Consider the following 12,783-nt stretch of genomic DNA (forward strand, 5'->3'; position numbering starts at 1 on the left):
CGGTGATGAAGGCGACCTTGCCTTGAACGCGTCCCATGAACTGTCGTCCTTTCGCTGGAAACTGTTGGCTTGTCAGGTGTTCCGGCCGCCGTTGACGCCCAGGATCTGTCCGGTGATGTAGCCGGCCAGGTGGACTCCGAGCGGCGCAGCCGGCTCGAAGGCGACGCCACCGGCCGCCGCTTGCTGGACGAACTCGACGAAGCCAACTTCGCGGCCGCGGCCACGGCGGTCATCGGGCCCGGGCTGACCGTCACGGTCACCGATCCCGGCATGTCGCGCAATCTGACCGATGTCTCGAAAGAACGGGTCGAGGGCAGTCGCCAGGTGATCCTGGACCGGGACCTGCAACTCGTCGTGAACTCGCTGTGGGTCAGCGGGGCCGAGGCGATCTCGGTCGGCGGGGTGCGGGTCGGTCCGAACGTGACGATGCGCCAGGCCGGCGGCGGCATCCTGGTGGACAACCAGCCGATCTCCAGTCCGTATGTCATCCTCGCGGTGGGACCGCCGCGCACCATGCAGGACAGCTTCGACCGCAGCGCGGGTCTGCAGCGGCTACGGCTGTTGGAGACGTCCTACGGTGTGGTCGTCAACGTCTCCGGCGGCGACGGGCTGGCGCTGCCCGCCGGGCCCGCCCGAGACATCAAGTTCGCCCGAGAGATGGGACCCTAGTGATAGGCATCGTCGCTCTCGTCGTCGGCATCGTGCTCGGTGTGGTCTTCCACCCGGACGTCCCGGAGTTCGTCCAGCCCTACCTGCCGATCGCGGTGGTGGCCGCGCTCGACGCCGTCTTCGGCGGGCTGCGCGCATACCTCGAGGGCATCTTCGACTCGAAGGTGTTCGTCGTGTCGTTCGTCTTCAACGTGCTGGTGGCGGCGTTGATCGTGTACGTCGGAGACCAGCTCGGCGTCGGCACCCAGCTGTCGACCGCGATCATCGTCGTCCTGGGCATCCGGATCTTCGGCAACGCCGCGGCGCTGCGGCGCAGGCTGTTCGGGGCGTGAGATGAGCGAACACGGTCGGCACGAGTTCCCGGGCAGGCGCTCGCAGGCCGTGTTCGGGGTGCTGGCCGTGCTGCTGTGCCTGCTGCTCGGGATCGGGATCGCGACGCAGGTGCGGCAGACCGATTCCGGTGACTCGCTGGAGACGGCCCGCCCGGCCGACCTCGTCGTCCTGCTGGACTCGCTGCAGCAGCGCGAGGCCGCGCTCAACACCGAGATCGCCGGCCTGCAGCAGACCCTCGGTGAGCTGCAGACCTCCGGATCCGACGACCAGGCCGCGATCGAGAACGCCAGGGCCCGGCTGGCGGCGCTGTCGATCCTGATCGGCAGCATCGCCGCGACGGGCCCGGGGGTGACACTGACCATCACCGATCCGGCGCAGGGGGTGGCCGCCGAGACCATGCTCGACGTCATCAACGAACTGCGGGCCGCGGGCGCCGAGGCGATGGAGATCCGCGGCGAGCAGGACGGTCAGCAGGTCGCCGTGCGCGTCGGGGTGAGCACCTGGATCGTCGGCAGTGCGGGGGCCCTCGTCGTGGACGCCGCCACGATGGGTCCGCCGTACTCGGTGATCGCGATCGGCGACCCGCCCACACTGGCCGCGGCGATGAACATCCCCGGCGGGGCGATGGACAGCGTGGAACGCGTCGGCGGCACGATGGTGATAGAACAGTCCGACCGGGTCGACGTCACCGCCTTGCGGCAACCGAAACCGCGCCAATACGCTCAGCCCGTCAAATGACCTTTTCGATCAAGGAGCCCCGTGAGCGAGATTCCCGCCGACTTGTCCTACACCGCCGAACACGAGTGGGTGCAGCAGACCGGCGATGACACGGTGCGGGTCGGCATCACCGACTACGCCCAGTCCGCGCTCGGGGACGTGGTGTTCGTCCAACTCCCCGATGTCGGTGCGGAGGTCACGGCGGGGGAGTCGTTCGGGGAGGTCGAGTCGACGAAGTCGGTGTCGGATCTGTACGCGCCGGTCACCGCGAAAGTGATTGCGGTCAACGGTGATCTGGAGAGCAATCCGCAGTTGGTCAATTCCGACCCGTACGGCGAGGGCTGGCTGGTGGAACTGCAGGCAGAGGGCGGCTCGCTGCAGGAGAGCCTGGCCGGATTGCTCGACGCGGAGGGCTACCGCGGCCACGCCACGGACTGAGGTCTTGTTAGGGTCGTCCAGACAGATCGGGACGCGACGTGCGGATCCGGCAGTGGTGGACACAACGCGGTCGCATGCGCGGTACGGTCGACACCAGCGACGCATCGGCTGGGGGTCCGGCCGGTTATCGCCACAGCAGCCAGTGAGGAGCAGCGGGTGACGGACAAGGACTTCAACGCCGGGGCCGACTCTGACGAAGTCACCGTGGAGACCACGTCGGTGTTCCGCGCCGATTTCCTCAACGAGCTCGACGCCCCGCCCGCGGCGGGCGGCGAGAGCGCGGTGTCGGGAGTCGAAGGCCTGCCGGTCGGTTCGGCGCTGCTGGTCGTCAAGCGCGGCCCGAACGCCGGATCCCGGTTCCTGCTCGATCAGCCCACCACCTCGGCGGGCCGTCACCCCGACAGCGACATCTTCCTCGACGACGTCACCGTCAGCCGCCGGCACGCGGAGTTCCGGCTGGAGGGTGGCGAGTTCCAGGTCGTCGACGTCGGCAGCCTCAACGGCACCTACGTCAACCGCGAGCCGGTCGACTCGGCCGTGCTGGTCAACGGCGACGAGGTGCAGATCGGCAAGTTCCGCCTGGTGTTCCTGACCGGACCGAAGGGCGCCGACGGCGGCGCGTCCGAATGAGCGACTCCGCGCGGTAATCACCGATGACGCAACCCGACACACCGGCACTGCGCGGGATGTCGATCGGCGTTGTGCTGGATCTGCTGCGCGACGAGTTCCCCGACGTCACGATCTCCAAGATCCGCTTCCTGGAGGCCGAGGGCCTGGTCACGCCGGAGCGGACCGCGTCCGGCTACCGCCGCTTCACCGCCTACGACTGTGCTCGGCTGCGGTTCATCCTGACCGCGCAGCGCGACCACTATCTGCCGCTGAAGGTGATCAAGGCGCAGCTCGACGCCCAGCCGGACGGTGAGTTGCCTGCGCCCGGAAGTGCGTATGCGGCACCACGTCTGGTGTCGATCCGCGGCGCGGATGGGACCGTGGACACCTCGGCCGTCGCGGCCGGCCCCGCCCAGACGCGGCTGAGCCGGGAGGATCTGCTGGAACGTTCCGGCGTCGGCGAGGACCTGCTGAGCGCGCTCGTCAAGGCCGGCATCATCACCCCGATCTTCAAAGGTGGGGGCACCTCGTTCTTCGACGAGCACTCCGTCGTGATCGCCCAGTGCGCCCGCGCCCTGGCCGACTACGGCGTCGAACCCCGTCACCTGCGGGCATTCCGCTCCGCCGCCGACCGGCAGTCGGACCTGATCGCGCAGATCGCCGGCCCGGTGGGCAAGGGCGGCAAGGCAGGCGCGCGTGACCGCGCCGACGATCTGGCCCGTGAGGTGGCCGCGCTGGCGATCACGCTGCACACGTCCTTGATCAAGTCGGCCGTACGCGACGTTCTGGATCGCTGAGGACTAGACTCGTGTGACGAGTTCGTCGGCGTGCGGAGGGTAGGCACACATGGGTGAGGTTCGTGTGATCGGCATTCGCGTTGAGCCACCTCAGAACCAGCCTGTCCTGCTGTTGCGGGAGTCCAACGGTGACAGGTATCTGCCGATCTGGATCGGGCAGTCCGAGGCCGCTGCGATCGCCCTGGAACAGCAGGGGGTGGAGCCGTTGCGGCCCATGACGCACGATCTGTTCCGGGATGTGATTGCCGCGCTTGGGCATTCACTCAAAGAGGTGCGCATCGTCGATCTGCAGGAAGGCACCTTCTACGCGGATCTGATCTTCGACCGCGACATCAAGGTCTCGGCGCGGCCGTCCGATTCGGTGGCGATCGCGCTGCGCGTCGGCGTGCCGATCTACGTCGAGGAGGCCGTGCTCGCCGAGGCCGGGCTGCTGATTCCCGACGAAGGTGACGAGGAATCCGGCGGAGCGGTGCGCGAGGACGAGGTCGAGAAGTTCAAGGAGTTCCTCGACAGCGTGTCACCGGACGATTTCAAGGCGACCTGAGCGCCCGGCTGATCTTGGTCACGGATGCGTCTCGTCGGGTTCGACACGCGGTGCGGCTGTTCTGAAAGGTCGATTCAGGCCGCCATACTTGGGGCTGACGGGCAGTAACTGAACGCCGTCAAGCGTATGCTCGAACGAGGTTCGGGCAGGGTGTTCGATCGGCGAGAGGATTCGCAAGTGGGAGACACGCCACGCCAGGAGGAACTGGACCTGACCGCCGGCGCTCCGCAGGCGGGCGATCTTCCCCGGGTGTCCAGCGAGCCGGTCCAGGCCGGTCTGTTCCCCGACGACTCCGTGCCCGACGAGCTCGTCGGCTACCGCGGGCCCAGCGCCTGCCAGATCGCCGGCATCACCTACCGTCAGCTCGACTACTGGGCCCGTACCTCGCTGGTGGTGCCCTCGATCCGCGGCGCCGCGGGGTCGGGCAGTCAGCGTCTGTACTCGTTCAAGGACATCCTGGTCCTCAAGATCGTGAAGCGCCTGCTCGACACCGGCATCTCGCTGCACAACATCCGCGTCGCGGTCGACCACCTGCGTCAGCGCGGTGTCCAGGATCTGGCCAACATCACGTTGTTCTCCGATGGCACCACCGTTTACGAGTGCACGTCCGCCGAAGAGGTCGTCGACCTGCTCCAGGGTGGCCAGGGCGTGTTCGGCATCGCCGTGTCCGGCGCGATGCGTGAGCTCACCGGTGCGATCGCCGATTTCCCCGGCGAGCGGGCCGACGGCGGCGAGTCGATCTCGGCTCCCGAGGACGAGCTGGCGTCGCGGCGCAAGTACCGCGATCGGAAAATCGGCTGAGCCGGTAGACTCGCTCCCGCATCGTCTTTGCGCGGGAGAGTTCCGTGGCAGCCAGCCGCGGGCGCCGAAGGAGCAACACCTCTCCGTCAACCTCTCAGGCACCCGGACCGCACGAAGCCCCGATGCCTCTGGAAAGCGGTGTCTGACACCCGCCCATGGGGAAAGGCTCCCTCGCTGAAACGGCGGAGTGGCCGAATCTCTCAGGCAGCCCGTCCCGGGTCGACGACAGAGGGGGAGGAGCCGCCGTCGTTCGTGCCCCCGGGAGAACCCACAACGTGTCTGATCAGCCCCGCACCCTTTCGTTCGTCGACCGCCACATCGGACCCGACGCCCCGGCCGTCGACACGCTGCTGAGCACCATCGGCGTCAGTTCCCTCGACGAACTCGCGGGCAAGGCGCTGCCCGCCGGGATCCTGGACGCGCTGACCGCCACCGGCATCGCCCCGGGACTGGAGCATCTGCCGCCGGCGGCCACCGAGGCCGAGGCCCTGGCCGAGCTGCGGGCGATGGCCGACTCGAACACCGTCGCGGTCTCGATGATCGGGCAGGGCTACTACGACACGCTCACCCCGCCGGTGCTGCTGCGCAACATCATGGAGAACCCGGCCTGGTACACCGCATACACGCCGTATCAGCCCGAAATCAGCCAGGGTCGCCTGGAGGCGCTGCTGAACTTCCAGACCATGGTCACCGACCTGACCGGGCTGGAGGTCGCCAACGCGTCGATGCTCGACGAGGGCACCGCCGCGGCGGAGGCGATGACGTTGATGCACCGTGCGGTGCGCGGCCCCGGCAACCGGCTGGTCGTGGATGCCGACGTCTTCGCCCAGACGGCGGCGGTGCTGGCGACCCGCGCCGCGCCGCTCGGTATCGAGATCGTCACCGCCGATCTGCGGCAGGGCCTGCCCGACGGGGAGTTCTTCGGCGTGATCGCCCAGCTGCCCGGCGCGAGCGGCGCGGTGACCGACTGGTCCGGTCTGGTCGCCGCCGCCCACGAGCGGGGTGCGCTGGTCGCCCTCGGCGCCGACCTGCTGGCGCTGACCCTGATCACCCCGCCCGGCGAGATCGGCGCCGACGTCGCGTTCGGGACCACCCAGCGCTTCGGCGTGCCGATGGGCTTCGGCGGCCCGCACGCCGGTTACCTCGCGGTGCACTCCAAGCACGCCCGCCAGCTGCCCGGCCGCCTGGTCGGGGTGTCCGTGGACAGTGACGGTGCGCCGGCGTACCGGCTGGCGCTGCAGACCCGGGAACAGCACATCCGCCGCGACAAGGCCACCAGCAACATCTGTACGGCGCAGGTTCTGCTGGCCGTGATGGCCGCGATGTACGCCAGCTACCACGGCGCCGACGGGTTGACCGGCATCGCCCGGCGGGTGCACGGTCACGCCCGAGCGCTGGCGGCCGGGCTCGCCGCCTCCGGTGTGGAGGTGGTGCATCGCGCCTTCTTCGACACCGTGCTGGCCCGCGTGCCGGGCCGCGCCGCGGAGATCCGCGCCGCCGCCAAGGACCGCGGCGTCAACGTCTGGCTGGTCGACGACGACCACATCTCGGTGTCCTGCGACGAAGCCACCACCGACGGCCACATCGCCGATGTGCTGGCCGCGTTCTCGGCCGAGGTGACCTCCCAGGAGTTCGACGGCCCGTCGATCGCGACGAGGGCCTCGGAGTTCCTGACCCACCCGGCGTTCACGCGGTACCGCACCGAGACCGAGATGATGCGCTATCTGCGGTCGCTGGCGGACAAGGACATCGCGCTCGACCGCAGCATGATCCCGCTCGGTTCGTGCACGATGAAACTCAACGCCGCCGCCGAGATGGAGTCGATCACCTGGCCGGAGTTCGGCCGTCAGCATCCGTTCGCGCCGGCCTCCGACACCCCGGGACTGCGCCGCCTGATCGCCGATCTGCAGGCCTGGCTGACCGCCATCACCGGTTACGACGAGGTCTCACTGCAGCCCAACGCCGGCTCGCAGGGCGAGTACGCGGGCCTGCTGGCCATCCAGGCCTACCACGCCGCGCGGGGCGACACTGGCCGCACCGTGTGCCTGATCCCGTCCAGCGCGCACGGCACCAACGCGGCGTCGGCGGCGATGGTGGGTATGAAGGTGGTCGTGGTCGCGTGCCGTGCCAACGGCGACGTCGACCTCGATGACCTGCGCGCCAAGGTGACCGAGCACGCCGAGCGGCTGTCCGCGCTGATGATCACCTATCCGTCCACGCACGGGGTGTACGAACACGACGTCGCCGAGATCTGCGCGGCGGTGCACGACGCCGGCGGTCAGGTGTACGTCGACGGCGCCAACCTCAACGCGCTCGTCGGCCTGGCCCGTCCCGGCCGGTTCGGCGGGGACGTGAGCCACCTGAACCTGCACAAGACGTTCTGCATCCCGCACGGCGGTGGCGGGCCCGGCGTCGGCCCGGTGGCGGTGCGGTCGCATCTGGCGCCGTACCTGCCGGGTCATCCGCTGGCCGAGGAGCTCCCCGATGAGCGCACCGTGTCGGCGGCGCCGTACGGGTCGGCGTCGATCCTGCCGATCACGTGGGCCTACATCCGGATGATGGGCGCCGAGGGGCTGCGCTCGGCCACGCTGGTGGCCATCGCGTCGGCCAATTACATCGCCCGCCGGCTCGACGAGTACTACCCGGTGCTCTACACCGGTGAGAACGGCATGGTCGCCCACGAGTGCATCCTCGACCTGCGCGGGATCACCAAAGCCACCGGTGTCACCGTCGACGACGTCGCCAAGCGGCTCGCCGACTACGGTTTCCACGCGCCGACGATGAGCTTCCCCGTCGCGGGCACCCTGATGGTCGAGCCGACCGAGAGCGAGTCGCTCGCCGAGATCGACGCGTTCTGCGACGCGATGATCGCGATCCGCGGTGAGATCGACAAGGTCGGGTCCGGAACCTGGCCGGTCGAGGACAATCCGCTACGAGGGGCCCCGCACACCGCGGAGTGTCTGCTCGTCGACAACTGGGACCATCCCTACAGCCGCGAGCAGGCCGCCTATCCGCTCGGTAAGTCGTTCCGGCCTAAGGTCTGGCCGCCCGTGCGACGCATCGACGGCGCCTACGGCGACCGCAACCTGGTGTGCTCGTGCCCGCCGGTTGAGGCCTTTGCCTGACACCCGCGGGCGGGCGATAGGGTGACCGGCATGACGGGAGCCTCTGAGCAGGGTGCGGCAGGCCGGCCGAAGCTGTTCATCTTTCCGCACGCGGGCGGATCGGCGCAGTATTACGTGCCGTTCGCCAAGACCTTCACCACCGACATCAAGCGGGTCGCGGTGCAGTATCCGGGTCAGCGGGGCAAGCAGGATTTCGCGTCGTTCACCAGCCTGCCCGCGCTCGCCGACGAGGTGTGCAAGATGGTCTCGCCCGAGAAGGAAGGTGGCGCCGACGGGCCTCCCATCGCGTTCTTCGGGCACAGCATGGGAGGTTTGCTGGCGTTCGAGGTGGCCCGGCGCTTCGAGGAGGCGGGACGGCCGATCACGGCGCTGTTCGTTTCGGCCGTCGCGGCGCCCGGCCGGGTCGGCTACGAGGACATCCCCGACGACGACGAGGGGCTGTTGGCGGCGGTCAGTGCGATGACGGGCGCCAACCCGGAGTTCATGAAGAACGCGGAGTTCGCGGCGGCGATCCTGCCGACGCTGCGGGGTCTGAAGGCGATCGCCAACTACACGTGCCCGCCGGAGGTCAAACTCTCGTCACCGATTCACGCCTTCTACGGCGACGACGACGAGATCGCCACTTCGGAGAAGGTGGGTCCGTGGGCGGAGCGAACCACCTGCGAGTTCACCGCCAGGGAGCTCGGCGGGCACCATTTCTACCTCAACGACCATCTCGACGAGGTCGTGCCGGACATCGAAGCCAAGATCTGGGCACGGTTATCCCGGTCCTGACCGCGCGTGTGGTGTTCACCACATGACCGCAGCCCAGCCCCGATCACGGGTGCATTCAGTGGAGTCCGAGGACTCTGCCGGCGCCCCCGCGGCCACCGCGGGACCATCGCGCCGGGCCCCTATCTTACTGACGAGTAAGATAATTAATTGACGCACGCGTGTGATCTGAGCAAACCCCTTACGGCCGCGTCAAGACGATCCGAGCACTGTATTCGTCAGCTGCGCCCGCTAAACCGCGTACCAGGCAGTCGCAAGGTTGAGCAACCCGAATACGGGGTGTCAAGTGGGCCGTTACATTCGCTGGCAAAACTGTGAGCATGCTGTAAAACACGTGTGGCATTCTTGCTCATGCACAAAACGGGCGAAAAATGCCGGAATCTGCCAACTTCCCTCTGGCAAGCAAGTCGTGGTCTAATCCTTGCTCGGATTGCACAACAATATTGACGGGTCAGTGTTAGCCTTCGGGCGAGCGGGGGAATGCGCGGCTGGAGAGCTGCGAACTGGTTTGCCATCCACGGCGAAGAAGCCGGGGCGCAGAAGATAGTGAAAGGACGTCGCCATGCCGTTGCTTGAGCCGACTATTCCTGGCCTGCTCGCCGAGCGCGCACGCCTGCAGCCCGATGACGTGGCCTACACGTTCATCGATTACGACGTCGATCCGGCAGGATTCGCCGAATCGCTGACCTGGGCCCAGGTCCACCATCGCGCACAGGTGGTCGCCGAGGAGTTGTTGCGCCACGGATCCAAGGGGGATCGCGCCGCGATCCTGGCCCCGCAGGGCCTGGAGTACATCATCGCCTTCTACGGCGCGATGGCCGCCGGCTTCATCGCCGTGCCGCTGCCGGTGCCGGCGCTGGGCCAGCTCGACGAGCGCGTGAACGGCGCTCTGCGGGACTGCCAGCCGGTCGCCGTGCTGACGACCTCGGCCGTCGTCGGCGACATCATGAACTACGTCGGCGGGCTTCCCGGCGGTACGCCGCCTGCCGTCGTCGAGGTCGACGCGCTCGATTTCCATTCGCCACGAACGGTCGAGGTAAACGTCGGACCGCTGCCGAAGACCGCCTACCTCCAGTACACCTCGGGCTCCACGCGGGCGCCGGCCGGCGTGATCATGACGCACCGCAACGTCATCGCCAACCTGGAGCAGATCTTCACCGACTACATGTCGCACCGCGGCGGCGTGCCGCCGCAGGACACCACGATGGTCTCGTGGCTGCCCTTCTATCACGACATGGGCCTGATCCAGGGTGTGTTCGCGACGCTGCTCTGCCCGCCGGACGGACCGGACGGCACCTGGGGCCGGCCCGCGGTGCTGATGAGCCCGGTGGCGTTCCTGCAGAAGCCCGCCCGCTGGATCCAGCAGCTGGCGCTCAACACCCACTCGTGGTCGGCGGCACCGAACTTCGCCTTCGAACTGTCGGTGCGTCGCACCTCCGATGCCGACCTCGAAGGCATGGACCTCGGCGACGTGCTGGGCATCATCAGCGGCAGCGAGCGCATCCACTCGGCGACCATCCGCCGCTTCAACGAGCGCTTCGCGCAGTTCAACATGCCCGATACCACGGTGCGGCCGTCCTACGGCCTGGCCGAGGCGACGCTGTACGTGATCTCGGCGCCGACCGGGCACACGCCGTCGACGGTGCGGTTCGACTACGAGAAGCTGTCGGCCGGCCACGCCGAACGCTGCGGCTCCGATTCGGGCACCGAGCTGGTGAGCTACGGCGCGCCGCGCTCGTCGACCGTGCGCATCGTCGATCCCGAGACCCGCACCGAGAACCCGGACGGCAAGATCGGCGAGATCTGGGTGCACGGCGAGCAGGTCGCGATGGGCTACTGGCGTAACCCGCAGCAGACCGAGCGCACCTTCGGCGGCGAGATCGTCAACCCGTCCGAGGGCACCCCGGTCGGTCCGTGGTTGAAGACCGGCGACCTCGGGGTGATGTCCGAGGGTGAGATGTTCATCATCGGCCGCATCAAGGACCTGCTGATCGTCGACGGGCGTAACCACTACCCGGACGACATCGAGGCCACCATCCAGGAGATCACCGGCGGCCGCGTGGCGGCGATCTCGGTGCTCGACGACACCAGCGAGCAGCTCGTCGCCATCGCCGAGTTGAAGAAGAAGGGCAGCTCCGAGGCGGAGGCCCTGGACAAGCTGCGGGCGGTCAAACGCGAGGTCGCGTCCGCGATCAAGCGGTCGCACAGCGTGCGCGTCGCCGACCTGGTGCTGGTCGCGCCCGGTTCCATCCCCATCACTACTAGCGGAAAGATTCGGCGCTCGGCCTGTGTCGACCGGTACCGACAGGACGAGTTCAGCCGGTTGGACGTCACTACATGACCTCTGCTTTCGACGAGGACGCAATCCGGAACTGGTTGGTCGACTACCTGGTCACCAACATCGGTTGCAGTCCCGACGAGATCGATTTCGATGCCCCTCTGAACGACCTGGCTGTCGGTTCCAGTGACGCCGTCGTGCTGACCGGTGAGCTCTCCGAGCTGCTGGGCCGCACGGTCTCGCCGGTGGAGTTCTGGCAGTACCCGACGATCAACGCGCTGGCGAAGTTCCTCACCGGCGGTGAGGTCGAGCCTGCCGCCGAGGCCGTCGTGACCAGGGAGTACAGCGCCGACAACGAGCCGATCGCGGTGATCGGGCTGGGCTGCCGGTTCCCGGGCGGCGCCGATCTCGACGACAACATCGCCGGCCCGGACGCGTACTGGCGGTTCCTGATGGACGGCCGGTCGGCGGTGCGGGAGGTGCCCGCGGACCGGTGGGAGTCCTTCCAGGCCAACACCCCCGAGGCGGCCGCGGCACTGGCGGGCACCACCCGCTGGGGCGCGTTCCTGCGTGACCTGGACGCGTTCGACGCCGAGTACTTCGAGATCTCGCCGAGCGAGGCCGACAAGATGGATCCGCAGCAGCGGCTGCTGCTGGAGGTCACCCAGGAGGCGCTCGAGCACGCCGGCATCCCGGCGCACGCGCTGCGGCACTCGCAGACCGGTGTGTTCGCCGCAGCCTGCCTCGGCGAGTACGGCTATCTGTCCACCACCGACCTCGGCGACGTGGACTCCTGGTCGGGCACCGGTGGTGCGCTGAGCATCATCGCCAACCGGGTGTCGTACTACTTCGACCTGCGCGGGCCGTCCCTCACCGTGGACACCGCGTGCTCGTCGTCGCTGGTGACCATCCACCTGGCCTGCCAGAGCCTGCGTTCCGGCGACTCGGACATGGCGCTGGCCGCGGGCGTGAACCTGCTGCTCTCACCGGCGCCGACGCGCAGCTTCGACCAGCTCGAGGCGATGTCGAAGACGGGCCAGTGCCATGCGTTCGACGCGAGCGCCGACGGTTTCGTGCGCGGCGAGGGTTGCGGCGTCGCGGTGCTCAAGCGGCTCTCCGACGCCGAGCGCGACGGCGACCGGGTGCTCGCGGTCATCCGCGGGTCGGCGGTGAACCAGGACGGCCGCTCCAACGGCCTGATGGCCCCGAACCCGGCAGCGCAGATGGCGGTGCTGCGTTCGGCGTACGCGGCGGCGGGCATCGAACCGCGTGAGGTCGACTACGTCGAGACGCACGGCACCGGCACGCTGCTGGGCGATCCGATCGAGGCCCGCGCACTGGGCACGGTGCTGGGCCGCGGCAGGTCCGCCGATGCGCCGCTGCTGCTCGGTGCGGTCAAGTCCAACCTCGGCCACCTGGAGGCCGCCGCGGGCATCGCCGGGTTCGCCAAGGCGGTCCTTGCGTTGCAGCACAACACGATCCCGGCCAACCTCGGCTACCAGAACCCGAACCCGCACATCCCGTTCGACAACCTGCGCCTGAAGGTGGTCGCCGAGCACACCGACTGGAACGCCCCGGCCGGGCGGCCGCGCCGCGCCGGCGGTCAGGAAGTATGACCCGCGCACATTCGTGTCGAAGGTGCGGGCGAACGACGCGGCGTCCTGATCGAGTGTCATCGCTCCGGGAAAACTGGCCGCGTTG

The 12,783-nt window shown here is 68.4% G+C and carries 10 protein-coding genes, 3 pseudogenes and 1 riboswitch; of the genes and pseudogenes, 12 read left to right on the plus strand and 1 reads right to left on the minus strand.

Translation table 11 applies throughout. From position 1 onward, the window contains the following. Window positions 1–126 precede the first annotated feature (126 nt). From ASJ79_RS07905 to ASJ79_RS07960, 12 genes and pseudogenes are all read left to right on the plus strand, one after another. Window positions 127–669 (plus strand): annotated as a pseudogene (locus ASJ79_RS07905) (DUF881 domain-containing protein); the annotation flags it as partial. Then, entirely contained in the window at window positions 669–1,001 is a 333-nt protein-coding gene (locus ASJ79_RS07910) for a small basic family protein (RefSeq protein WP_003932240.1), read from the plus strand. The pseudogene ASJ79_RS07905 and the gene ASJ79_RS07910, both read left to right, overlap by 1 nt. Before the next feature lies 1 nt (window position 1,002). Continuing rightward, window positions 1,003–1,740: a DUF881 domain-containing protein gene (locus ASJ79_RS07915; protein WP_067954170.1), complete on the plus strand. Its 738-nt coding sequence runs from the start codon at window positions 1,003–1,005 to the stop codon at window positions 1,738–1,740. 21 nt (window positions 1,741–1,761) lie between these two features. Then, window positions 1,762–2,157, plus strand: coding sequence for a glycine cleavage system protein GcvH (gene gcvH / locus ASJ79_RS07920; RefSeq protein ID WP_067954171.1), 396 nt, complete (start codon window positions 1,762–1,764; stop codon window positions 2,155–2,157). Between the two features lie 156 nt (window positions 2,158–2,313). Continuing rightward, window positions 2,314–2,787 (plus strand): glycogen accumulation regulator GarA, encoded by a 474-nt coding sequence (garA, locus tag ASJ79_RS07925; RefSeq protein ID WP_067954172.1) that lies wholly within the window; start codon window positions 2,314–2,316, stop codon window positions 2,785–2,787. 23 nt (window positions 2,788–2,810) lie between these two features. Next, window positions 2,811–3,563 (plus strand): MerR family transcriptional regulator, encoded by a 753-nt coding sequence (locus tag ASJ79_RS07930; protein WP_067954173.1) that lies wholly within the window; start codon window positions 2,811–2,813, stop codon window positions 3,561–3,563. Window positions 3,564–3,612: 49 nt separating this feature from the next. After that, window positions 3,613–4,107, plus strand: a complete 495-nt coding sequence (locus tag ASJ79_RS07935; protein WP_067954174.1) for a bifunctional nuclease family protein — start codon at window positions 3,613–3,615, stop codon at window positions 4,105–4,107. 177 nt (window positions 4,108–4,284) lie between these two features. After that, complete coding sequence (locus ASJ79_RS07940) at window positions 4,285–4,908, plus strand: MerR family transcriptional regulator (RefSeq protein ID WP_067954175.1); 624 nt, start codon at window positions 4,285–4,287, stop codon at window positions 4,906–4,908. Between the two features lie 22 nt (window positions 4,909–4,930). Next, window positions 4,931–5,028: riboswitch (glycine riboswitch) on the plus strand. Between the two features lie 155 nt (window positions 5,029–5,183). Beyond that, complete coding sequence (gcvP, locus tag ASJ79_RS07945; RefSeq protein ID WP_067954176.1) at window positions 5,184–8,033, plus strand: aminomethyl-transferring glycine dehydrogenase; 2,850 nt, start codon at window positions 5,184–5,186, stop codon at window positions 8,031–8,033. Between the two features lie 30 nt (window positions 8,034–8,063). Beyond that, window positions 8,064–8,807, plus strand: a complete 744-nt coding sequence (locus ASJ79_RS07950; protein ID WP_067954177.1) for a thioesterase II family protein — start codon at window positions 8,064–8,066, stop codon at window positions 8,805–8,807. A gap of 559 nt (window positions 8,808–9,366) precedes the next feature. Further along, entirely contained in the window at window positions 9,367–11,145 is a 1,779-nt protein-coding gene (locus ASJ79_RS07955; RefSeq protein WP_067954178.1) for an AMP-binding protein, read from the plus strand. After that, window positions 11,142–12,683, plus strand: a pseudogene (locus ASJ79_RS07960) (beta-ketoacyl synthase N-terminal-like domain-containing protein); the annotation flags it as partial. The gene ASJ79_RS07955 and the pseudogene ASJ79_RS07960, both read left to right, overlap by 4 nt. On the opposite strand, the pseudogene ASJ79_RS33750 reads toward ASJ79_RS07960, so the two are convergent. Beyond that, a pseudogene (locus ASJ79_RS33750) lies at window positions 12,678–12,783 on the minus strand (short-chain dehydrogenase); the annotation flags it as partial. The pseudogenes ASJ79_RS07960 and ASJ79_RS33750 sit on opposite strands and share 6 nt — an antisense overlap.

Origin of the sequence: Mycobacterium sp. NAZ190054 (assembly GCF_001545925.1) — a bacterium.
In the GTDB taxonomy this organism is placed as follows: Bacteria; Actinomycetota; Actinomycetes; order Mycobacteriales; family Mycobacteriaceae; genus Mycobacterium.

Bases quoted from the DNA above. Each gene is read 5' to 3' on its own strand.
- ASJ79_RS07915 (WP_067954170.1), top strand. From the start codon at position 1,003: ATGAGCGAACACGGTCGGCACGAGTTCCCGGGCAGGCGCTCGCAGGCC.
- ASJ79_RS07930 (WP_067954173.1), top strand. From the start codon at position 2,811: ATGACGCAACCCGACACACCGGCACTGCGCGGGATGTCGATCGGCGTT.
- ASJ79_RS07935 (WP_067954174.1), top strand. From the start codon at position 3,613: ATGGGTGAGGTTCGTGTGATCGGCATTCGCGTTGAGCCACCTCAGAAC.
- ASJ79_RS07950 (WP_067954177.1), top strand. From the start codon at position 8,064: ATGACGGGAGCCTCTGAGCAGGGTGCGGCAGGCCGGCCGAAGCTGTTC.
- ASJ79_RS07955 (WP_067954178.1), top strand. From the start codon at position 9,367: ATGCCGTTGCTTGAGCCGACTATTCCTGGCCTGCTCGCCGAGCGCGCA.